The organism is Kitasatospora sp. NPDC032150 (assembly GCF_055579945.1).
The window spans coordinates 164,996-187,270 of record NZ_JBVIMH010000013.1; the positions used below are offsets into that span (position 1 = coordinate 164,996).

Sequence of the window (22,275 nt, forward strand, 5' to 3'; positions counted from 1 at the left end):
CCTCACATCCGGAAGACGCCGTAGCCACGCGTGCCCTCGACGGGGCCGCTGTGGATCGCGGAGAGACAGAGCCCGAGCACGGTGCGGGTGTCGCGCGGGTCGATCACGCCGTCGTCGTAGAGCCGTCCGGACAGGAAGACCGGCAGTGACTCGGCCTCGATCTGCTGCTCCACCATGGCCCGGATCGCGGCGTCGGCGTCCTCGTCGTACGGCTGTCCCTTGGCCGCCGCCGACTGCCGGGCGACGATCGAGAGCACGCCGGCGAGCTGCTGCGGTCCCATCACCGCCGACTTGGCGCTCGGCCAGGCGAACAGGAAGCGCGGGTCGTAGGCCCGTCCGCACATCCCGTAGTGTCCGGCCCCGTACGACGCGCCCATCAGCACCGACAGGTGCGGGACCTTGCTGTTGGAGACCGCGTTGATCATCATCGCGCCGTGCTTGATGATGCCGCCCTGCTCGTACGCCTGGCCGACCATGTAGCCGGTGGTGTTGTGCAGGAAGACCAACGGGATGTCACGCTGGTTGGCCAGCTGGATGAACTGGGCGGCCTTCTGGGACTCGGCGCTGAACAGCACGCCCTGCGCATTGGCCAGGATGCCGACGGGGTAGCCGTGCAGGGTGGCCCAGCCGGTGGCCAGGCTCGGGCCGTAGAGCGGCTTGAACTCGTCGAAGTCGGAGCCGTCGACGATCCGGGCGATCACCTCGCGCGGGTCGAAGGGGATCTTGAGGTCACCGGGGACGATGCCGAGCAGCTCCTCCTCGTCGTACCTGGGCGGCGGTGCGTCGAGTCGCGGGCCGGGTCCGGCCTTGCGCCAGTGCAGGCGGCGGACGATCCGGCGGGCGGTCCGCAGCGCGTCGGGCTCGTCCAGCGCGAAGTGGTCGGCCAGCCCGGAGGTGCGGGCGTGCATCTCGGCGCCGCCCAGCGACTCGTCGTCGGCCTCCTCCCCGGTGGCCATCTTCACCAGCGGCGGACCGCCGAGGAAGACCTTGGCCCGCTCCTTGACCATCACCGTGTGGTCCGACATGCCGGGCACGTACGCGCCTCCGGCGGTTGAGTTGCCGAACACCACCGCCACGGTCGGGATTCCGGCCGCCGAGAGCCTGGTCAGGTCACGGAAGAGCGCACCGCCCGGGATGAAGATCTCCTTCTGGCTGGGCAGGTCGGCACCGCCGGACTCGACCAGGTTGACCAGCGGCAGCCGGTTGTGCAGGGCGATCTCGTTGGCGCGCAGGGCCTTCCGCAGCGTCCACGGGTTGCTGGCGCCGCCGCGCACGGTCGGGTCGTTGGCGGTGATGACGCACTCGGTGCCCTCGATCACGCCGATACCGGTGACCAGCGCGGCGCCGACCGGGTGGTCGCTGCCCCAGGCGGCGAGCGGGGAGAGTTCCAGGAAGGGCGAGTCCGGGTCGATCAGCAGCTCGATCCGCTCGCGCGGCAGCAGTTTGCCCCGGCTGCGGTGCCGTGCCACGTACTTGGGCCCGCCGCCGGCCAGCGCCTTGGCGTGCTCGGTGTCGAGCTCGGTCAGTTTGGCGAGCATCGCGTCCCGGTTGGCCGTGTACTCGGGCCCGGCCGGATCCAGCCGGGTGGTCAGGACGGTCACAGCAACTCCTCCGGAAGGTCGAGGTGGCGGGCGCGCAACCACTCCCCCAGCGCCTTCGCCTGTGGGTCGAACCGGGACTGCGCGGCGACGCCCTCACCGAGCAGGCCCTCGATGGTGAAGTTGACCGCGCGCAGGTTGGGCAGCAGATGCCGGGTGACGGTCAGCCCCGCCGTCTCGGGCAGCAGTCGGCGCAGCAGGTCGACGGTCAGGGTGTGCGCGAGCCAGCGCCAGCCTGGCTCACTGCGGGCCCAGACACCGAGGTTGGCGTCCCCGCCCTTGTCACCGCTGCGGGCCCCGACCAGCAACCCGAGCGGCGCCCGGCGGGTCGGGCCCGGCACGGGCGGCGGTGGCAGCGACGGCTGTTCGAGGGGCCGGAGTTCCCGGGTCGCGGTCGGCGGCGGTACCGGAACGCTGCGCCCGTCCGGCAGTACGGCCAGATGGGCGACCGCCCCGGCGTCCAGGTGAACGGCCTCGAACACCCCGTACGGAGTCCCGGGGCCGGGTGGGGCGGTGAGGTGGAATCCGGGGTAGCTGGCCAGGGCCAGTTCCACCGCCGCGCTGCTCAGGGCGCGCCCGACCGGACGCTGATCGCTGTCCCGCACGGTGAGCCGTAGCAGGGCGGAGGCGGTCTCCTCGGTACCGGCGTCGGTGTGGTCGGTCCGGGCCAAGGTCCAGCGCAGCTCGGCCGGGCGCGGGTCCATCGCCTGCTCCAGCTGCTCCCGCAGCAGGGCCGCCTTGGCCTCGATGTCCAGCCCGGTGAGGACGAAGACCACCTCGCCCAGCCAGCCGCCCAGTCGGTTCAGCCCGACCTTCACGGTGGGCGGCGGCTCCTCGCCGCGCACACCGCTGATCCTGACCCGGTCGGGTCCGTCCTGGGTCAGCAGTACGGTGTCCAGCCGTGCGGTGACGTCCGGTCCCGCGTAGCGCGCCCCGCCGGTCTCGTACAGCAGCTGGGCGGTGACGGTCTCCACGGTGACGGCGCCGCCGGTGCCGGGGTGCTTGGTGATGACGCTGCTGCCGTCCGCCTCGATCTCGGCGATCGGGAACCCGGGGCGGCGAACGTCGTGCTCCTGGAAGAACGCGTAGTTGCCGCCGGTGGCCTGGGCTCCGCACTCCAGGACGTGGCCGGCCACCACCGCCCCGGCGAGGGCGTCCAGCTCCTGCGGGCCCCAGCCGAAGTGCGCGACGGCCGGTCCGGCCACCAGCGCGGCATCGGTGACCCGGCCGGTCACCACCAGGTCCGCACCGCCGCGCAGGCACTCGGCGATCCCGTACGCGCCGAGGTAGGCGTTGGCGGCCAGCAGACCGTCCGGCAGCCCCAACTCGGCGGCCCTGGGCAGCAGATCGTCGCCGACGACTTGTCCCACCCGCAGCGGAATACCCTGCTTCTCCGCCAACTCGCGCAGCGCGTCAGCCAGTCGGCCCGGATTGAGGCCGCCCGCGTTGACCACGATCCGCACCCCCGTCTGGTGCGCCAGCCCGAGACACTCCTCCATCTGCCGCAGAAACGTCCTGGCATAGCCGAGTTGCGGATCCCGCAGCCGGTCCCGGGCAAGGATCAGCATGGTCAGTTCGGCCAGGTAGTCCCCGGTGAGCACGTGAAGCCCACCGCCGATGAGCATCTCCCTGAAGGCGGAGAACCTGTCCCCGTAGAAGCCTGACGCATTGCCGATCCGCAACACCGCAAGTCTCCCCTGCCGCCGCGTGTCTCGCACCGTCGCACCAACGGGCAGCAGCCTGGCAGCGGGTGGGCAATAAAGCAAGCGTGCATGCTTGTTTTCCTCGCCGGGCAACTCGCTCGGCCCGAAGCCAACTTGTCCAACTTCCTGCGAACCGCACTCCCTACGCTTCGGCCGACTGAACGGCAACCGTGCACAACCGCTTGGTGGCCCGGGTGAGGGCGACGTACAGGTCCCGTTCGCCTGCGGGGCGGGCGGCGACAATGCCGTCCGGGTCGACCACGACGGCCTCGTCGAACTCCAGACCGCGCGCCTCGGAGGCCGGTACCAGCCGGGCGTACCGCTCGACCCCCGAGGCCGCCAATTCCTCCATCCTTCCGTCCGCGCAGATCACCCCCAGCAACTCGCCCGGATGCGCGGCAGCCTGCGTCCGCAGCTCCCGGACGAGATCGGTTGCGAGCCGCTCCGGAGCCACCGTGACAGCACGGGGCGCGTCACCATGACGGATCGATCGGATCGGCGACTGGCCCGGCGCGATCCGACTGAGCAACGCCCCTGTGGTGGCAAGGATCTCCTGCGTGGTCCGGTAGCTGACGGTCAGCGTCCGCAGGTCGAAGCGCCGGCCGACGTGCGGGTCGAGCGCCTCGTTCCAGTCCCGTGCCACCGTCGCCGGGCCCGCCTGCGCAAAGTCGCCGACCAGCGTCATCGACCTGCCCGGACACCGGCGCACGATCATCCGCCACCGCATCGCGGTCAGCTCCTGCGCCTCATCGACGACGACGTGCCCGAAGATCTGCTCGGGCGGGCCGTCGACCAGGCTCGCCGCCTCATCGAGAAGCGGCACGTCGGCATCGGCCCACGGCGCGCCGGGCGTACGCAGCAACAGGGCCCGCTCGTCATCGTCAAGTTGCGGCAGGTGTGCCGCCAGCGCATCGGGGTCGGACAGCAGGGCACTGACGACATCGCCTGGCACGAGCCGCGGCCAGAGGTCTTCGACGGCCCGGTCGATGTACGGGTCGTCCAGGAGGTTGGCGCGGACAGCGTCGGCGTCGAACTCATCGGCCCCCGTGGCGGGCGCGTCGTCGACACCGAGGTTGCGCAGATCCCTTGCCGCCATCCGGTCGAGATCGACCCCGGTGAGTTGCGCGACCTCGGCGTCGATGCGCTCCAGCGCCTCGGCCGTGCCGCGGGCCAGCGCGCTGGTCAGGGCGTCGACCAGCAACTCCCGGAACAACCGGCGCGCCTGGTTGTGCGCAAGGCCGCTCGCCTGTGCCGCCTGCCGCGCCCCGGCGACATCCCCCTCCTCCAGGCGAATCCACTCCTGCCCGACCCGGACCGTGAACTCTCCGTCCGGGGCCTGTCGCGAGCGGACCAACTCGGCCAGCGCATCCGCCAGTACCGCCCCGCCCTTGAGACGCGCAGCCTCCAACCGGCCCACAGCACCCGGCACGACACCGGCCAGCTCCTCACACGTCGCCAGGACCACGTCGTTCTCCCCGAGCGAGGGCAGCACCTTGGAGATGTATTCGAGGAACCGCGCGTTCGGCCCGAGCACCAGCACACCGCGCTCCGCCGCCTTCGGGAACGCGTACAGCACGTATGCGGCGCGGTGCAGCGCCACCACCGTCTTTCCGGTGCCCGGGCCGCCCTGCACCACCGTCACCCCACGGTGCGGCGACCGGACGATCGCGTCCTGCTCCGTCTGGAGCGTCGCGACCGCCGTGCCCATCCGTCCCGTACGCCGCTCCTGGAGCGCCGCCGTCAGCGGGCCGTCCCCGACGACGTCCCCGACCGTGGGAGCGGAGCCGTCCAGCAGCTCGTCGCTCACCCCGACCACCGTGCGGCCCGTCAGGCTCAGATGACGGCGGCGCCGCAGCCCCATGGGATGAACCGGGGTCGCCGCGTAGAAGGGCCGCGCCGCCTCCGCCCGCCAGTCCACCAGCACCGGCAGCTCGTCCTCCTCCCGCTGCAGGCCCAGCCGCCCGATCCGCAGCGCGGTCCCGTCGGCCAGGTCGATCCGGCCGAAGACCAACCCGCCCTCGGCTCCCTCCAGCCGGCGCACCTCACCCGCCAGCCGCCCGGCCGCCACCTCCCGCTCGTACACCTCGCCCGCGCTGCCCGCCCGCGACCCGAGCACACGCCCCAGCTGCGCCCGTGCCCCGGCGAGCCGTTCGTCGAACAGCTCGCCGATGACGGACACCTGCGCCCGCTCCAGCTCCACCTGGCGTGCGGCGTTGTCATTGACCTGCGACAAGGAAAGCCCCCTCTCCGTTCGAAACGACACTATGCAGACGGAATCCGGGAAAGTAAATATTGACTTGCCCGGGTTGAATGTGCCCTTCGGCTCGACGGAGGGGATCGGATGACCGCTGGTCATATTCGAAATCAATTCGCAATCGAATTCTTCAATGACTCCAGATTGTTGGCACAGAACCGGAGGACTGTCCACGGGAAGCTCTCATCGATGACGAATGTCGGCGATCTCCCAACCGTGACCCCCTAACGGTCGATGAAAAGTGACCCCTTCCGTGATCGAGTGATCAACCTGGCTCTATGCGTGTCAGGAGGAAGAAGGTGATTGGCGTGGAGGACTGGGCTGAGATCCGGCGGCTCCACCCCTCGGAAGGCATGTCGATCAAGGGGATCGCGCGGCATTTGGGGATTGCACGCAACACCGTCCGGCGGGCGGTTGCCAGCGATGACCCGCCGAAGTACCGGCGGGCACCGAAGGGCTCGATTGTGGACGAGGCGGAGTCCGCGATCCGCGAGCTGCTGGCCGAGTTCCCGCGGATGCCAGCCACGGTGATCGCCGAGCGGATCGGCTGACAGCGGTCGCTGTCCGTGCTCAAGCGGCGGGTGGCCGAAAAAGACACCCTCAGTGACCGGCAGGTAGACCCGGTTGCCCTTGGCCGTATCAGGCCGTGTGGGAGCCGGGGTGCGGACATGGTCCGGCGTTGCCGGACGTCTGCCGGACTGGCCATGGTGGGAACTCCCGGGATTGCGTGCCGGACGCGAGAGCGTTCCACCGGTCGACCCAGGGGTGGATCATCTCCGGGCAGCACCACACTCGGTCCCAGTTCCAGTAGCAGCTTCGCTCTTTCGCCTGCTGCACTGCGGGGCTGTGGAGGCCCTTGATCCGGAAGTTCTCCAGGTGGCGCCGGAGGAGGATCATGCTGACGTACCGAGTGCGGCTCCCCCGATGGATGCCGACGACTTGGACCCGGTCATCGTCGCCCTGGTACTTGGGTGGGAAGACCCAGAGCTTTGCTCCCGGCGCGAAGTGCTTGAGGCCCGACTGGACGTCACCGTCGGGGCCGTGGGTGGTCTGGGGAGCCACGTTGGCTATGACGCACCATTCGAGGGGGCCGTCGGTCTTCGCTTCCGGTTCTGTCACGCCGAGCAGTGTGCCTGTACTTCGCGTTGGCGTGCGAACGGCTTTCTCCTCGGATCGACGGGTGCCCACGCGGGAGTTAAAGGCGTGGTGCGCGCAGGGCTGGTGTCCTGACTGTGACAGGCGCCGTGGATCCCGGGGCCGCCGTCCTCGTACGCCGGTCGCTGCCGTACCCCGCCCCGCACCACGACGGACGAGGCCGGTTCTCGACCGGGGATCGCCAAGCAGTAAGATCATTCCGCAACACGACGCGAAGGGGAGCTCAGTGGCGCGGGTTGCGGTGATCGGTGGGGGCACCAGCGGGCTGGGGACGGCGCTCATGCTCGGCCGGCGGGGCCACATGGTCACGTTGTTCGAGCAGGACGCGCGGCAGGCCGGAGAGGACCTTAACCGGGATTTCTTCCACTGGGACAGGCCCCGAGTCCCGCAGGCCGTCCAGCCCCACTCGTTCCTCGCGCCCGTGCGCACCGTGTTGCGCACCGAGACCCCTGATGTCTACGCGGACCTGCTGGCACGCGGAGCCCGGGAGTACCACGACTTCGACTGGTTCGGCGAGCATCCGCCGCGTCGGGCCGGCGATGAGGACTTGGTGACCCTGCGCACCCGCCGCATCGTACTGGAGGCCGCGTTGACCGCAGCCGTGCGGCGGGAACACACCGTTGAGGTGCGGCGAGGCTGCCGGGTGCGCGCCCTCACCTTCCGGGAGGGCCACCCTGCCCGGATCACCGGCGTGCAAGTGGGCGCGGAAATGCACCAGGCGGACCTCGTAGTCGATGCCGCCGGTCGTCGCTCGCCGGTTCCCGCCTGGTTGATCGCGGCCGGCTGCCGCCCGCCCGTGGTCGACAGCCACCGCGCCGGGATCGCTTACCTGTGCCGCTGGTACCGTCTGCGTGCCGACGGCCCGCGTGACCCCGGGCGGGTGAAGGCTGGCTCGGCCGCACCGTTCGCGCTCGCCGGCGTCTTCCCCTCCGACAACGACACCTTCGCGGTGAACCTGGTGCTCTCCACGGGCGATCCGACCCGAGGTGCGCTCACCGACCCCGCCGTGTTCGAGGCCGCCGCCCGCAGCTTCCCCGCCACCGCCGCCTGGCTCGACCTGGACCCCGAACCGCAGACAGCCGTCCTGGCGATGGCAGGCCTGGACAACCGCTGGACCGCCCTCGCCGACGATGACGGACCCATCGTCACCGGCCTGGTCAACGCCGGGGACAGCCTCGTCCACACCAACCCCACCCTGGGCCACGGCGTGGCCCTCGGCCTGCGTGCCGCCCAGCACATCGCCACCCATGTCGACCAGATCGCCGCGGACCCCATCGGCTACCACACCTGGACCGCACAGACCCTCCGCCCGTGGTTCGACGCGCAGGTGACGGCCGACCGCGTCAACGAGCAACGCCTCACCGACAGCTCACCATCCTCGGATCGGCGGGCTGCCGCCCTGGCCGCCTGCGCCTTCGACGACCCCGTCGTCATGAGAGCCCGGGCCCAGGTGCGTCATCTCCTGCAACCGGCCGACGACGCCTACGGCACCGACGAGGTGGACCGACACGTCACCGCCTGGCTGGCTGCCCACCCGGACTTCTCGCCACAGCACGACGGCCCGACCCGAGACCAGTGGGATGCACTCATCCCAGGCTGAGCGAGTGCCCGGCGCCGCACCTTCGACGCTCAAGTGTCGGCAAACGAAGGTCTGTCGACACTCAGGCCCGTAATCGAGAACCCGCAGTGGACGGTGTCGACGACCCGCGTCGGGAATCGACGTGGTTGAATGGCCGGTTCGATCACGCCGGGCAGTCTTCCATCCAGCTGTCGGCAACAACAGCCACCGAGGCTTGGCCAGTGGCTGCACCCAGGTTTGGTCCGCCGGCCCGACTCGGAGCAGCAGGCGCTCCTCCAGCTCGACGGGCAGCCCGTAAGCCCTCTCACCGTTCGGGAGCACGTCCGGGTCGCTCTCGCGCATCCAGGCCCGGAGATCCGTGACGGTCTCCTCGATCGGCCTGCTCGGCAGGCCCATTCGGCGCGCCGTGGTGGTCTCCGTCCGCGAGGCCGTCCCGGCGGTCTCCGGCGGCATCCAGAACGGCAGGTGCTTCCACGACTGGACACCGGCGGCGAGCAGTTCCGACTCCTCGATGGCCACCAGCTCGGATGCAGGCGCGCCCGTCTCGACACCAGCCTGCTGACAGGCCTTCAGCAGTTGGCCGAGGCCGAGCGGGAGTGGGAGGAGTGGGCGATCGCCCTCTCAGGCGGGCAATGAGGCGATGGCCGCGCCCGCAGCAATGTGCGGGCGCCGCCATTTCACGGGCAAGCAACCGCCCGGCAGCCCAGCGCACTTGAGGCCACGGAGCACCTGCCGGCAGCAGCCACCGGCCTTCTTCGTCCGTGCTTGGTCCTGCCGATCGCCATCGGCGGCACTCCACCCCGGCGTTGGCCACATCCGCATGGCGTCCCACTCGGCCGACCGGAGTCGCTGGCACTCAACCCGTGTCACACACCGTCCCGGACCCCGGGCGATGGCAGCCCGGAATGCCAGGTCCGCTACTGACCTGAGGATCACCGGTTCTTGAACTCCTCGATGGCCGTCCGGACCGTCTGCTGCATCGTGTCGCTTCCGGCGTGCCCGGAGTCCTCGATGATGCACAGCCGCGCGTCCGGCCACGCCTTCGCCAGCTCCCACGGCGTCTGTACCGGGCTGCCCATGTCGTGTCGACCGTGGACCAGTACCGCCGGGATCCCAGCCAGTTTGTGGGCGTTGCGCAGCAATTGGTCCTCCTCCAGCCACGCTCCGTTGCTGAAGAAGTGGGAACAGATCCGTACGAACGCGATCTGCGCATCGACCTCGCGATCGCTGTACATGCCGGGCACGCCGTTGGGCTCGTTCGAGATGACCGCGTCCTCCCAGGCGAGCCAGTCGGCAGCGGCCTTCTCCCGGATCGCCCGGTCGGGGTTCTCCATCAGCCGCGCGTAGGCCGCGAGCAGGTCACCGTCCCGCTCGTCCTGCGGGACGCCGTCGCGGAACCGGTCCCACGCCTCAGGATAGAACCGCCCGGCGCCCCGGTAGAGCCAGTCGATCTCGGAGCGGCGGGTCATCGTCACCGCCGGGATGACCATCTCGCTGACCCGCTCGGGATGCTGCTGCGCATAGGCCAGGACGAGGGTCGCGCCCCAGGAACCGCCGTTCAGCAACCACCGCTCGATGCCGAGGTGTTCGCGCAGCCTTTCCATGTCGTCGATCAGGTGCTGCGTGGTGTTCAGGCTCATGTCCGCCGCCGGGTCGCTGGCGTGCGGGATGCTGCGACCGCAGTTGCGCTGGTCGAAGCGGATGACGCGGTAGCGCTCGGGGTCCCAGGCCCTCGTCGGCCGCTGCGGCGCGCCCGACCCCGGGCCGCCGTGGACGTTCAGGGCAGGCTTGCCTTCAGGGTTCCCGAGCTGTTCGTAGTAGATGCGGTTGCCGTCTCCGGTGTCGAGGAATCCACTGTCGTAGGGACTGGTCGGAGGATAGAGATCAACCATTGGTAGTCAGGGGCGCGGTGTCCTTGCGGACCCGTTTCCCCATCCCCCTTTCAATACGTACGTGCGGTTTTCCCGCATACGGCTTACCGATGATCTTCCTGACATGGTTACGCCGCCTTCGGATAGCGGATCGTGCCACGCAAACGGTGCAGGCCGAGCCCGTTGAACCACTCTTCCGTCCACACAGCAACCTGACCAGCCCTCAGGTTACGGCCCCGCTTCTTGATCATGAGCCTGCGGAGTCGCCACGACGTCGGGCCATATGGCTCCCGCGCGAACCGCGCCTACCTGCGCGACGTGGCATCCGCTGTACCATCCCGGAGAAGGCCGATCAGATCCGCAACTGCAATAAACTCGGCTACCGTGGCGGCCGACCGCCCAAGTTCGACAAGGCCGACTACAAAGAGCGCCATGCGGTTGAATGCGGGATCAATCGACTAAAGCGCCACCGTGCGGTGGCACGAGATAATGGCTGTGACCAGCCTTCACAACAGCCCCTGAGCGAGGTTGTCGGTGACGCGCTGGAGCACGGAGACTGCAGTCGCGTACTCCTCCTCCGTGATGTCGCCGAGGAGCTCCGCACGCACCCGGTCCATGTGTTCCTTCGCCGTTGCCAGGCCCTCGCAGCCCTGTTCCGTGAGGGTCAGCCGGCCGTCCGCGCCGGTGCCGAGCCAGCCCCGGTGTACGAGGGCGTCGACGGCGTGGACCATCACCTGGGCGCCCATGCCGTAGGGCACGGCCACGGCGCGGACCTCCTCCCTGGTGAGGCCGTGCTCGGCGCGGACGATGTTGTTGAGCGCCCACCACTGGGGCTGGGTCACGTCGATGCGCGCCAAGGCGGCTTGCGAGTGCCGCAGGATCGCCTCGGTGGCGCCCCAGGCGACCAGGGCGATGGGCCGCTGGCCGAGCGTGGCGGTGCCGTTCTGCGGGGTGCTTACGGTCGTCATGATCGCTAGGCTAGGACCTCAAGTGCGGTTGAGGTCAAGGTCGTGGCGCTGCCGCCACGGGATACGAGGAACTTGCCGTGCGCCAAGTGGCAACCATGCTGGTCGCAGTCCTCAACGAGCGGCTGTGGCCAGCACTTTCACAACAGTCCCCTGATAAGCGGTCGTCTTGAGCCACCGCAGCGTCTCCACCAGCTCTGCGCCGACGCCCTCGCAGAGCGCGAGCAGGTCGCGGCCGGCAGCCGCGTCGAGCAGGCCTTCGGCGGGCGGGACGGCGTGGAGGGCGTCGTGGCAGGCGGACTCGACAGCGAGGTTGCGGGAGGCGAGGTAGCCCAGACCGTAGCTTCGAACTGGGCCGGTCAGGGTGGCGAGGTGCCGGAGATGGGCGTCCTCCGGCGGGTGCGGGTGGAGCGAGTCCTCGACCCGCTGGTCGAGATAGTCGGCCAAGCCGCGTGAGCCATCTATGACCTGCTCGATCTCGCTCGCGTCCGTCCCATCCAGCGCCTCGCCGAAGGTCAGCAGATTTACGATGGTCTCCAACTGAACGAGCTCGAGAGCGACTTGACCCTCACGCAACGGGAGGCCCTACGGTCTCGAGTCATGAGGATTGTTGTTCACGACACGGCGTCCGCGATGGTCGACCTCCTGCAAGGGCCGGTGGAGGAGCGGCCCGACGCGCTGCGGGAAATGCTCAGCCCGCTGCAGAGCGTGATGCCCGCGGCAAGTGGTATGGACCTGACTCGGATGCACCAGCTGGGCAGTGGCTTCCGAGTCGACCGTGAGGACGCGCGGTATCTACCCGCCCTGCGTCAGATGCAGGACGCGGGGGTGTGGAACCGGATCGAGGAGTCTCTCGCGGGCGCGTGGGAGCGGATCAGCGGTGCGGTGCCCGGCGTCAGGCACGCCGAGACCGTGCACGTGGTGGTGGCGCTCGGCGACCCCGACGACGAGCATCTCACCGTCCGCAGTTCCGGGTATCTCGGCATGGGCGGGTTCCCGGGGGCGATCTACCTGCTGATGTGGCCGACCGGCACGAGCCTGGAGTTGATCGGCCACGGCGCCGCACACGAGCTCCACCACAACGTGCGCTACGCGAACGTGGTCTGGAACCCGATGACCGTCACGGTTGGCGAGCAGGTCGTCGCGGAGGGGCTGGCCGAGGCGTTCGTCCGGGAGCTCGCCGGCGAGCAGGCCATGGGCCCGTGGTCGAAAGCGCTGACCGGGACCGAACTGGACAGTGTGTACGAAAGGGTCACCGCCCGGATCGATGTGGCGGGGATGCAGAACCTGACCGCGTACGTGCTGGGCGACGCCACGGCGCAGCGCATGGGACAACAGCCCGTGGGGATGCCGGACTTCGCCGGGTACGCGGTCGGACTGCGGATCGCGGACGCACATCTGGCGGCCTCCGGTCTGACCGCCGCCCAGAGCATCGCCCTGCCGGCACACGAGATCCTGACCAACGCGGGCGTGCCGACGAGCATGTGACCGCTCCGGGCAGGTCATGCCCCGCAGGGCACCTGGTCCGGCCCCGCACCGCCGCGGGTCCGGACACCCGGACGAGGACGGACCGATCGATGGGGTGCCGGGCGACCCCGAGCTGAGCTGCAGTCAATACCACAGCTCCTGCGGGAAGTCGCCGGGCTCGGGCTCGGCATCGCGCTCGACCGCGATCCACCGCTGGCCGGCGTTCACGGATGGTCCCGCCGACCGCGGCACGCGTCGCCGGCGCAGGCAACTCCTCTGCAGCGCAAGGGAACCGGTACCCCAGGCGCGCGTCAGGCTCCCGGGCCCGGCCGGCTCACGACCACCTCCCCGACGAACGTCCGGTGCAGCTGGTCCAACCCCGGCGCTCCGAGCGAACGGGCCGCCAGCCAGGCGGCGGCGCCGGCCGCGTTCCCCGCGTGCGAGATCTCGGCTGCCGGCCATCGCTCCGCGATCCGCTCGCGGACCACGGCCGCCAGCGGTGAGCCGACCGAGAGCACCCCACCCGCCAGCACCACCGGAGCGTCCGCGCCCGGTGGGCGGACGGTGCCCAGCGTCGCGAGCAGGTGGTCCGCCGCCTCGCTCACCAGGCCCCGTGCGGCCGGCTCGCCCGCCTCGGCGGCTCGCAGCACCAGCGGCGCCAGGCGCGCCAGCCGTACGGGTGGCTCCGCATGCACCGCGCTAATCAGGGCCGACCGGGGGTCGGCTGCCTCCGGGCCGCCCAGCAGGGCTTCGACCACCGCCCCCGGGAGGCCGGTCAGTTCCTCCCGCCGGTCGATCCGACCGAGGGCCAAGCGGACGGCGGAATGCCCCAGCCAGTAGCCGGAGCCCCGGTCGCCGAGCAGCCAGCCGTGCCCGTCCGCGAGCCGGACCGGGGCGAAGTCGCGGCACTCCCCCGCGACCGCGCCCGTACCGCTGATCAGGACCGAGCCCGCAGGATGGCGGGTCCCCGCCGCGAACGCCAACTCCACGTCGCTGGCCGACCGCGGTTCGACCGTCAGCCCGGCCCGGGACCAGACCTCCGCCAGCCCGCCCGCGGTCACCAGCCCGCCGGCCAGCCCGAGCACTCCGGCGGCCACCCGGGCTGGATCCACTCCGCTCAGTGCCGAGCCGAGGGCCTCGGCGACGCTCCGCGCGGCCCCGGCTGCGCCGTGCGAGACCGGGTTCCCGCCACCACCGCGTGCCGTACCGACGACGCGGCCGCTCGTCTCCGCGACCACCACCCGGGTGGCGGTGCCCCCGACGTCCAGGCCCAGGACCAAGTCCCTCGGCGCGAATGGCGTGTTCACGGCCTAGTCCTACCGCACCGAGACTCGATCGGGCCCCCGGCGACACGCCCGGTTCTCGTGCCGTGCGCCTGATCCGGCCCGCGTACCGCGCCTCCAGCACCCGGTTGTGCTCGTCACCGCCGGCGATGTTGGCGGACAGGTAGACCGGCGGGGTGCCGCCCGACTCCTCGATCAGCGAGATCACCTCGGCAACCATCTGCTGCGCGAGCAGGGCCGCCGTGATCGCGTCCGCAATCATCCCGGCCGCCCGCCGCACCGCTTCCGCCTGCTGCTCACCGACCCGCGCGATGGCCGCCTACCCGGCCGCCGCGCGCTGGCGGTCTCACCGATCAGCACGGGTTCACACGGGCGACGGCCCGACGGGAGGACGGACGAGTGGAAGGACGGACGAGTGGGAGGACTGCCCCGGCGGGTGGGGCGCGCCCGGCCGCCGGAACTGGCAGAGGATTCGCCCCGCGATCAGTGACATGAGCCTTTCAGTCGAGCGGATTTGCTGCCACGCTTTCCATTCGGCCTCAGGGGTTGGAGCGCCCCTCTGCGGCCGCCCGCCCGGGTGGTGTGTCGAGGCAGGGCGTCAAGCTGCCCATCCGTCGTGCGATTCCTGATCGTTCATCACCTGCGGGCCGAGAGGCGCTGTCTCCTGAGAGGCTCGGATGAGAAGAAAGCTTCTTCTGCCCTTCGTCACCGCGGCCGCCCTCCTACTGGCGGCCGGTACGGCGACTCTCGCCACCCCCTCTGTGGCGAGCGCCGCCGACTGCACTTCCACCCAGGTGGTCGCCAACGGCGGCTTCGAGTCGGGGAGTTCGCCCTGGTCCGCGTCGAGCGGAGTGATCACCAGTGGCGGGGGCCAGAGCGCCCACTCCGGCAGTTCCTTCGCCTGGCTCGACGGGTACGGGTCCTCCCACACCGACACCCTCAGCCAGACCCTCACCCTGCCTGCCGGCTGCAGCACGGCCAGGCTGGCGTTCTGGCTGCACGTCGACACCGCTGAGACGAGCACTTCGGTCGCGTACGACAAGCTCACCGTCAAGCTCGGCACCAGCACGCTCGCGACGTACTCCAACCTGGACGCCGAGTCCGGGTACGTGCAACAGTCCTTCGACGTTTCCGCCTTCGCGGGCCAGAGCGTCGCCCTCTCCTTCACCGGCGTGGAGGACTCCGGGCTGCAGACCAGCTTCGTCCTGGACGACGTCGCCCTCGACGTCTCCGGCGGCGGCACCCCTCCGCCGCCCCCGGCCGATGCCACCCGCACGCCGTCCTCGGCCGTGTACACCGTCAACCTGAGCAGCGACGCCTCGGGCGCCAACTGGACCGGCCACGAGAGCGTGAGCTTCTCCAATGCCTCGGCCACTCCGCTCAACGAGGTCTATCTACGGCTCTGGGACAACTACCACGGCAACTGCCCCAGCACGCCGATAACCGTGACCGATCTGACCGGCGGTACCGCGTCTGCGCCGTCGGTGGGCTGCACCGCTCTCGAGGTGACGCTGCCCGCGCCGCTGGGCCAGGGGCAGAGCGGCTCGATCGGCTTCTCCCTCGGCATCAGCGTGCCGAGCGGTGCCGACCGGTTCGGCCGGGACGGGGCGTTCAGCTTCATCGGCAACGCCCTGCCGGTGCTGGCGATCCGGGACGCCTCCGGCTGGCATCTCGACCCCTACACCAACAACGGTGAGTCCTTCTACTCACTGGCCTCCGACTTCAAGGTCACCCTCGACCACCCGTCGAACCTGCTGGTGCCCGCCACCGGCACCTCGGTGGACACCCCAGGATCCGCCGGACGCACCGTCACCACCGCGACGGCGGGCAAGGTCCGCGACTTCGCCTGGGCGACCGGGCCGTTCACGGAGATCTCCGGCACCTCTCCCGGCGGGGTGAAGGTCAACGTCTACTCGGTGAGCGGCATCAGCTCGTCGGACGCCCAGTCGATGCTGAGCACCGCCGAGTCGGCGATCGACGCGCACGCCCAGCGCTTCGGTGCCTACCCTTACGGAGAGGTGGACGCCGTGCTGGACAACGACTTCTGGTTCGGCGGGATGGAGTACCCCGGCTTCGTGCTCGACCTGGTCAACAGCACCGCACTGACCCATGAGCTCGGCCACCAGTGGTGGTACGGCATCGTGGGCGACGACGAGTACAACAGCCCCTGGCTGGACGAGGCGTTCACCGACTACGCCACCGACCTCGCCCTCGGCAAGACCGGCTCCGGCTGCTGGAACAGCGTCTCCTGGGCCTCGCCGAACGAGAAGATCACCAACTCGATGGCCTACTGGGACGCCAACTCCTCGCGGTACTCAACCGTCGTCTACGGCTACGGCAAGTGCACCCTGCACGACCTCCGCAACCTGATCGGCGATGCCGCGATGACCAAGCTGCTGCACGACTACGCGCAGGCCCACTGGTACGGCGTCTCGACCACCGCCGAGTTCAAGGCCGCGGCCCAGGCCGCCACCAGCACCGACCTGAGTTCCTTCTGGACCCAGCACCGGATCGACGGCTGATCCACCGCCCCCGCCAGGCCGCGTGCTCCACGCTGCCGAGCGGGGGCTCCGCGCCTGACGTCGGCGGCCGGAGGCGGAGCCGCTCACGGATGGTGCCGATGGCCGATTACGCGGGCGTAGGCTCGCTCGGTTGGGTGAATGGCGGGTGTGCTGACGGTTCGCCGGAGCGGTGAGGTGCCAACACTGTCCTGCGGGACCGCCCCGGAACAATCCGGCGGCGGGGGTTCCCGCATGACCAGGCACCATCCCCCAGGAATTGGAGAAGACCGTGAAGGACATCCGCAGGGCCCTCGTGCTTGCCGGGGCAGCCGGTGCGCTCGTACTCGGGTCGGCTGGAGTAGCCTCTGCCTCGGCCGACGCCACGGGCAGCGCCACCGGTTCGCCGGGTGTGCTCTCCGGCAACCTCGTCCAGATCCCGATCGACATCCCGGTCAACGTCTGCGGGAACAGCGTCAGCCTGATCGGTCTGCTCAACCCGGCCGCCGGCAACACCTGCTCCAACACCGGTTGATCACCGCACTCCCGACCCGACGACGGGGACCGGTGCCGCCCCAGCAGGCGGCATCGGTCCCCGTCATCCCTTTTCCGGGCCTCGGCGAGCCGAAGCCTCGGCCCGTCCGGACCTCAGCGTGCCTGGGCTTCGATCTCCAGCACGATCCGCTCGCACAGCTCGTGGGTGCGCAGCGCGTCACGGGCGGAGACGGTCCGGCCCGCGCGGATGTCCTCCAGGAAGGCCAGGACCGCCTGCTCGATGCCGCGCTGGCGGGCCACCGAGACCCAGTCACCGCGTCGGCGGACCGTCGGCTGGCCCCTGTGGTCGATCACCTCGGCGAGGTTGAGCACCACGCGCTTGGAGTCACCGCCCGACACCTCCAGGACCTCCTCCGCGCAGCCGCTGGCCCGGTTCATCAAGCCGAGCGCGGTGAACCCGTCCCCCGAGAGCGTCAGTACCAGGTGCTCGACCAGTCCGTTCCGGGTCCGTGAGCGAACGTCGAAGTGCTCGATCTCACCGGGGATCAGGAAGCGGAGCGTGTCCACGACGTGGATGAAGTCGTCGTAGACCAGGGTGCGGGCCGCCTCCGCCAGGCCCTCGCGGTTCTTCTGCAGCAGGATCAGGTCGCGCGGCCGCTCCTTGGCCAGCAGGCAGCCCGGCGCGTGGCGCCGGTTGAAGCCGACCATCAGTGACCGGCCGGTCCGCTCGGCGAGGTCGACCAGGCGCCGGGCGCCGTCCAGGTGGTAGTCGAGCGGCTTGTCCACGTACACGTCCACGCCCGCCTTGAGCAGCTGCTCGACGATCGGGACGTGCTGGTCGGTGGAGGCGTGCACGAACGCGGCGCGTACCCCGCTTCCGATCAGCTCGCCCAGATCGGTGAAGCGGTGCTCGGGGCCGACCCGATAGGTGTCACCGAGACGGTCGAGCTTGGCCCGGTCGCGGGTCATCAACCTCGGATCAAGACCGGGCAGCGCGGTGAGGACCGGCAAGTACGCCTTCTGCGCGATATCCCCCAGGCCGATCACACCGACAGGAAGCAGGGCGTCAACGGCAGCGGGCTGGCTCACGGGGTCTCCTGTCAAGTGGACGATCATCGCCGCCCCACCCTATGCGTCAGTCGCCACCCACGGTCGATCCCCGATGGGCTCCCCCAGTCAGGGTTCAGCCACTCGACGCGCCTGTGCCGGTCCCCGCCGACAACTCGGCCGCCCCGCTCAGCCGGACCCGATCGCGCGGGCCGCGACGAGGCTTCGCCGGGGAGAAGGTCCTGCGGACGGGCACCGCATCGACGTCGGCGGCGGACCACCGTGTGCGTATTCGCTTGCGGAAAAAGCGACCTCGTCGGTGCACAGCGTGAAGATCTCCTCGAGCTGGTCGACCACCAGCACGAGTCCGGCCTCACCAACCCCATCGTGTCGGGGGGCCGGCGGCCCGCCGACAATAGCCCCGGCATGCCGAAGCGGCCTGCCGAACAAGTCAACGTGGGCCGTCACGAAAGTTCGAGGCTGGCCGTTCACGGGACTCCCCCGGGATGATTACCCGGCACCCGCAGGGGCTGCACACGTCGGTGGAGACCCGGGCCTTGCGGCCAATTCCGTTGGTGTGGAGGCATATTGACTGTCGGATGTGGTCCAATAGCCCTGCTCGCCCAACAATGGGCCGCCTTCTTTCACGGCGGCACGGCGTTGGAAAGGGGATTCATGGATTCAAGTTCTGCGGGCGTTCCGGCAGAGCAGGTCACCGTCTGCCGCATGGCCGATGCTGCCTCGCTGAGACTTCCGCCCCATGGCCGACCGGACGCGGCTACGGTTGGCACGACAGGGTGGTCGACCAACGCTCTCTTGGGAGCAGCCAGTGGACGTACGGTTCGAAGTCACAGTCGCGGGCGGCAGCGCATCCGCCGAGCAGCTCCGGTCGTTGCGCGAGTGGCTGGTCGCGGAGGAGGAGCTGCGCGGCAGGGTCCGACTGCACGAGGCACCCCCTGCGGCCGGCACTCTCGGGTCCCTCGTGGATGCGCTGACCGTCGTTCTCGGCCCTGGTGGCGTGGCGACGGCCGTGGCGAGCGTGCTGATCTCCTGGATCCGCCGCCGGACGGGGGACGTCTCGGTGAAGGTGATCCGATCTGACGGAACGTCAATCGACTTCAACGCCACCCATGTCAGCGGCCTGGACGCGGCCGAGGTGCGCCGGATCACTGCCGAGCTGTCCCATTCGCTGGCCGCCGAGGTTGCCGGCGAGGTGGCCGGCGAGATGGCCGGCGATCGGACCAGCAGCGATCGGAGCGCCGGTGACATCGACTGACGCGGCGCCCGCTCCCGTGGGCACCGCCCTGACTTCGGCGGGCACCCGGGTACTCCTGGTCGGCACCGGCCACCACGTGGCCGGCTCCCGGCTGCCGGACGTCCCCGCGGTGGCTGCAACCGTCCAGGAGCTGGGTCGCACCCTGGTCGAGCACTGCGGCCTGCGTCCGGAGAACCTCCGCCCGGTGACGGACCCCGCCGACCCGCTCGAACTCGGCACCGCGATCATCGAGACCGCCAAGCAGGCCGAGGACGTGCTGCTGCTCTACTTCGTCGGCCACGGCCTGGTCAGCCCGGCCAACGAGCTCTACCTGGCCACCAGTGCGACCGATGACCTGGCCGAAGGCCTGGCCTTCAAAGCGCTGTCCTACCAGGCGGTGCGCGAGGAGCTCAGCAACTGCCGAGCCCGCGCGATCATCGTGGTACTGGACTGCTGCTTCGCCGGTCGCGCCCGTGGCTCGTTCGGCACCGCCGCCACAGACGCGTTCGCACTGGCCTCGCTCAGCGGTAGCTACGTCCTCGCCTCCGCCTCCCGGGACGAACAGGCGCTTGCCCTGGAAGGCGAGCCGTACACGGCGTTCAGTGGAGAGCTGGTGCGGTTGCTGCGCGAGGGGGACCCGGGCGGACCACCTGGGCTGACCGTCGAGACCGTCTACCGTCACCTTCGCCGGGTGCTCCCGCTGCGGGGCCTGCCCGCCCCCGAGCGCCACCTCAGCGGTCGCGCGGGTGACCTGGTGCTCGCCGCGAACCCGGCGGCGGCAGCGCCCCACGCGAGCCCGGAGACTGATGCGAGATCAGCTGGCGCGGTCGAGGAGCCGGTCTGTCCGTATCCCGGTCTGGATCCGTTCACCGCCGATGACGAACGCTTCTTCTTCGGGCGCGCCGAACTCACCGCCGAGCTGCTCGACCGGCTGGCCGCGTGGGCCCTTGACGGGCCGGTGGTGCTGATGGGGTTGTCGGGCGCGGGGAAGTCCTCGCTGCTGCGGGCGGGGCTGCTCCCCGCGGTCAAGCGCGGACAGCTGCGACTGCCGGGCGCGGGCAGTTGGCCGCAGGCCCTCCTCACACCCGGCGAGCACCCGCTCGGCACCCTCGCAACGCACCTTGCGGGCGCGGCGGGACTGCCCACGGCCGAGGTTCTCGCACAGCTGCGCGCGGACCCGTCCCGCTCGGCCCGCCTCGTCCGCCGTGGGCTCAAGCGGCTCGGCGGCGGCCGGGAGGTGCCGGACGGACGCCTGCTCCTGGCAGTCGACCAGTTCGAGGAGGTGTTCACCTCCTGTCAGGACGAGGACGAACGGCGCGCCTTCATCCAGGCACTCTGCGCGGCCGGTGAAGCAGCCGTGGTCGTTCTCGGGTTGCGAGCGGACTTCTACGCCAGTTGCCTGGCCCACCCCGAGCTCGTCGAGGTGCTCAAGCAACGTCACTTTCCCGTTCCTCCCATGACGACGGGTCAGCTCCGCGAGGCGATCGAAGGTCCCGCGAAGGTGGCCGGTCTCGCTCTGGAGACGGGGCTGGCCGACACCCTGCTGCGCGATCTGCGCGCCGACAACGAGTTCGCCGCCGGAGCGCTGCCCCTGCTCTCCTACGCGCTCTGGCTCACCTGGGCCCGCCGCGAAGGCCGCATCCTGACCCTGGCCGGCTACGGTGCCACCGGTGGAATCTGGAGCGCCGTCACCCAGCAGGCGGATGCCACGTACGACGACCTCGACCCGGCGGCCCGGCAGGCGGCCGAACTGATCCTGCTGCGCATGGTGCGGATCAGTGAGGGCACCGAGGACACCCGACGCGTGCTCAACCTCAGTGACCTGCTCGCCGAACGCCCGCCCGGCGAGGTAGCAGCCATCATCAGAGCCCGGGATGCTCTCGCCCGCGCCCGTCTGATCACCTTCGACGGTGACTCCGCCCAGATTTCGCACGAGGCCCTGCTCCGCGCCTGGCGACGGCTGCGCAACTGGATCGACGCCAGCCGGGCCGCCCTGCTGGTGCAACAGCGGCTGTTGGACGCGGCGGCCGCCTGGGAGCGGGACGGAAGAGACCCGACCGGGCTCATGAGCGGTGCCCGACTCGCTCTTGTTCGTGAGCAGTTCGCTGCCGGCGGCCCGGCTCTTGGCCAACTGGCGCAGGAGTTCTACACCGAGAGCGTGCGCGCCGAGCAGCGGCGGCTGCGCGCCGAGCGGCGACGGCGTGGGGCCCTGACCGTCCTGCTGGTGCTCTCGCTGATCGCAGCCGGGCTGGCCGTGTGGCAGGGGCAGATCGCGCTCGGCGAACAGCGCAAGGCAGTCGCCGCGCGCCAGGTGGCCCTGTCCCGGCAGCTTGCCGCCGACTCCAGCGTCCTGATCGGTACCAATCCCGATCTCGCCTCGTTGTTGGCCATCCAGGCATACCGGACCAGCCCCTCCTCCGAGGCGGTCGCAAGCCTCTACGCCACCGCCGGCCTTCCCCTGCGTCACGGCCTCACCGGTCACACCGACCAGGTCCTGTCGGTGGTGTTCAGTCCGGACGGGCGGACCCTGGCCACCGGAAGCTTCGACGGCACGGTGCGGTTGTGGGACGTGGCCACCGGCACCACCCGAACCACCCTCACCAACCCCGCCGGTCCGCTCAGGGCTGTGCAGTCGGTGGTGTTCAGTCCGGACGGGCGGACCCTGGCCACCGGAAGCGACGACGGTGCGGTGCGGTTGTGGGACGTGGCCACCGGCACGGTCCGCGCCACCCTCACCGGCCACACCAACCACGTCCTGTCGGTGGTGTTCAGTCCGGACGGGCGCGTCCTGGCCACCGCGAGCTTCGACCACACGGCCCGGTTGTGGGACGTGGCCACCGGCACCACCCGAACCACCCTCACCGGCCACACCGCAGCCGTACGGTCGGTGGCGTTCAGCCCGGACGGGCACACCCTGGCCACCGGAAGCGACGACCACACGGCCCGGTTGTGGGACCTGGCCACCGGCACCACCCGAACCACCCTCGCCGGCCACACCGCAGCCGTACGGTCGGTGGCGTTCAGCCCGGACGGGCACACCCTGGCCACCGGAAGCGACGACCACACGGCCCGGTTGTGGGACCTGGCCACCGGCACCACCCGAAC

At 70.4% G+C, this 22,275-nt stretch carries 16 protein-coding genes and 2 pseudogenes; 9 read left to right on the forward strand and 9 right to left on the reverse strand.

The genetic code is table 11. The features are described 5' to 3' along the window. Positions 1 to 2: 2 nt before the first annotated feature. From ACZ5ON_RS17725 to ACZ5ON_RS17735, 3 genes are all read right to left on the reverse strand, one after another. Positions 3 to 1,601 carry an acyl-CoA carboxylase subunit beta gene (locus tag ACZ5ON_RS17725; RefSeq protein WP_465592799.1) on the reverse strand — a complete coding sequence of 533 codons (1,599 nt, stop codon included), beginning with the start codon at positions 1,599 to 1,601 and terminating at the stop codon, positions 3 to 5. After that, complete coding sequence (locus tag ACZ5ON_RS17730; protein ID WP_465592802.1) at positions 1,598 to 3,283, reverse strand: acyclic terpene utilization AtuA family protein; 1,686 nt, start codon at positions 3,281 to 3,283, stop codon at positions 1,598 to 1,600. Before ACZ5ON_RS17730 ends, ACZ5ON_RS17725 begins: the two co-directional genes overlap by 4 nt. 160 nt (positions 3,284 to 3,443) lie before the next feature. Continuing rightward, a complete protein-coding gene (locus ACZ5ON_RS17735) occupies positions 3,444 to 5,534 on the reverse strand; it encodes a HelD family protein (RefSeq protein WP_465592888.1) in 2,091 nt (696 codons plus the stop codon). A gap of 320 nt (positions 5,535 to 5,854) precedes the next feature. On the opposite strand from ACZ5ON_RS17735, the pseudogene ACZ5ON_RS17740 reads away from it, so the two are divergent. Continuing rightward, positions 5,855 to 6,103 (forward strand): annotated as a pseudogene (locus ACZ5ON_RS17740) (helix-turn-helix domain-containing protein); the annotation flags it as partial. 91 nt (positions 6,104 to 6,194) lie between these two features. On the opposite strand, the gene ACZ5ON_RS17745 reads toward ACZ5ON_RS17740, so the two are convergent. Next, positions 6,195 to 6,674, reverse strand: coding sequence for a hypothetical protein (locus ACZ5ON_RS17745; protein WP_465592805.1), 480 nt, complete (start codon positions 6,672 to 6,674; stop codon positions 6,195 to 6,197). Between the two features lie 262 nt (positions 6,675 to 6,936). On the opposite strand from ACZ5ON_RS17745, the gene ACZ5ON_RS17750 reads away from it, so the two are divergent. Then, complete coding sequence (locus ACZ5ON_RS17750) at positions 6,937 to 8,310, forward strand: FAD-dependent oxidoreductase (protein ID WP_465592808.1); 1,374 nt, start codon at positions 6,937 to 6,939, stop codon at positions 8,308 to 8,310. Positions 8,311 to 8,647: 337 nt separating this feature from the next. Beyond that, positions 8,648 to 8,851: a hypothetical protein gene (locus tag ACZ5ON_RS17755; RefSeq protein WP_465592811.1), complete on the forward strand. Its 204-nt coding sequence runs from the start codon at positions 8,648 to 8,650 to the stop codon at positions 8,849 to 8,851. A gap of 370 nt (positions 8,852 to 9,221) precedes the next feature. Here the strand turns inward: ACZ5ON_RS17755 and pip are convergent, their stop codons facing one another. Next, positions 9,222 to 10,181, reverse strand: a complete 960-nt coding sequence (gene pip, locus ACZ5ON_RS17760; RefSeq protein WP_465592814.1) for a prolyl aminopeptidase — start codon at positions 10,179 to 10,181, stop codon at positions 9,222 to 9,224. A 261-nt stretch (positions 10,182 to 10,442) separates the two neighbouring features. Here pip and ACZ5ON_RS17765 point away from each other — a divergent pair. Continuing rightward, positions 10,443 to 10,642: pseudogene (locus tag ACZ5ON_RS17765) on the forward strand (IS5 family transposase); the annotation flags it as partial. A 24-nt stretch (positions 10,643 to 10,666) separates the two neighbouring features. On the opposite strand, the gene ACZ5ON_RS17770 reads toward ACZ5ON_RS17765, so the two are convergent. Together ACZ5ON_RS17770 and ACZ5ON_RS17775 are read right to left on the reverse strand one after the other, a co-directional pair. Continuing rightward, positions 10,667 to 11,128 (reverse strand): MarR family winged helix-turn-helix transcriptional regulator, encoded by a 462-nt coding sequence (locus ACZ5ON_RS17770; RefSeq protein ID WP_465592891.1) that lies wholly within the window; start codon positions 11,126 to 11,128, stop codon positions 10,667 to 10,669. Positions 11,129 to 11,239: 111 nt separating this feature from the next. Further along, complete coding sequence (locus ACZ5ON_RS17775) at positions 11,240 to 11,665, reverse strand: hypothetical protein (RefSeq protein WP_465592817.1); 426 nt, start codon at positions 11,663 to 11,665, stop codon at positions 11,240 to 11,242. A gap of 60 nt (positions 11,666 to 11,725) precedes the next feature. On the opposite strand from ACZ5ON_RS17775, the gene ACZ5ON_RS17780 reads away from it, so the two are divergent. Beyond that, positions 11,726 to 12,613 carry a DUF2268 domain-containing putative Zn-dependent protease gene (locus ACZ5ON_RS17780; protein WP_465592820.1) on the forward strand — a complete coding sequence of 296 codons (888 nt, stop codon included), beginning with the start codon at positions 11,726 to 11,728 and terminating at the stop codon, positions 12,611 to 12,613. 290 nt (positions 12,614 to 12,903) lie between these two features. On the opposite strand, the gene ACZ5ON_RS17785 is transcribed toward ACZ5ON_RS17780, so the two are convergent. After that, positions 12,904 to 13,899: an N-acetylglucosamine kinase gene (locus ACZ5ON_RS17785; protein WP_465592823.1), complete on the reverse strand. Its 996-nt coding sequence runs from the start codon at positions 13,897 to 13,899 to the stop codon at positions 12,904 to 12,906. 653 nt (positions 13,900 to 14,552) lie between these two features. Between ACZ5ON_RS17785 and ACZ5ON_RS17790 the strand changes: the two genes are divergently transcribed. Next, positions 14,553 to 16,397, forward strand: a complete 1,845-nt coding sequence (locus ACZ5ON_RS17790) for a M1 family metallopeptidase (RefSeq protein ID WP_465592825.1) — start codon at positions 14,553 to 14,555, stop codon at positions 16,395 to 16,397. 256 nt (positions 16,398 to 16,653) lie between these two features. After that, positions 16,654 to 16,908: a chaplin gene (locus ACZ5ON_RS17795; protein WP_465592828.1), complete on the forward strand. Its 255-nt coding sequence runs from the start codon at positions 16,654 to 16,656 to the stop codon at positions 16,906 to 16,908. A 113-nt stretch (positions 16,909 to 17,021) separates the two neighbouring features. Here the strand turns inward: ACZ5ON_RS17795 and ACZ5ON_RS17800 are convergent, their stop codons facing one another. After that, a complete protein-coding gene (locus ACZ5ON_RS17800) occupies positions 17,022 to 17,957 on the reverse strand; it encodes a Gfo/Idh/MocA family protein (RefSeq protein ID WP_465592831.1) in 936 nt (311 codons plus the stop codon). Between the two features lie 787 nt (positions 17,958 to 18,744). Here ACZ5ON_RS17800 and ACZ5ON_RS17805 point away from each other — a divergent pair. Together ACZ5ON_RS17805 and ACZ5ON_RS17810 are read left to right on the forward strand one after the other, a co-directional pair. After that, complete coding sequence (locus ACZ5ON_RS17805) at positions 18,745 to 19,191, forward strand: effector-associated constant component EACC1 (RefSeq protein WP_465592834.1); 447 nt, start codon at positions 18,745 to 18,747, stop codon at positions 19,189 to 19,191. Next, on the forward strand, positions 19,178 to 22,275 hold a 3,098-nt coding region (locus tag ACZ5ON_RS17810; RefSeq protein WP_465592837.1), incomplete at its 3' end, for a caspase, EACC1-associated type. The genes ACZ5ON_RS17805 and ACZ5ON_RS17810, both read left to right, overlap by 14 nt.

What these genes read in the sequence shown, in the direction of transcription:
- pip (WP_465592814.1), bottom strand. Translation starts at nt 10,181, where the DNA reads ATGGTTGATCTCTATCCTCCGACCAGTCCCTACGACAGTGGATTCCTC.
- ACZ5ON_RS17770 (WP_465592891.1), bottom strand. Translation starts at nt 11,128, where the DNA reads ATGACGACCGTAAGCACCCCGCAGAACGGCACCGCCACGCTCGGCCAG.
- ACZ5ON_RS17780 (WP_465592820.1), top strand. Translation starts at nt 11,726, where the DNA reads ATGAGGATTGTTGTTCACGACACGGCGTCCGCGATGGTCGACCTCCTG.
- ACZ5ON_RS17790 (WP_465592825.1), top strand. Translation starts at nt 14,553, where the DNA reads ATGAGAAGAAAGCTTCTTCTGCCCTTCGTCACCGCGGCCGCCCTCCTA.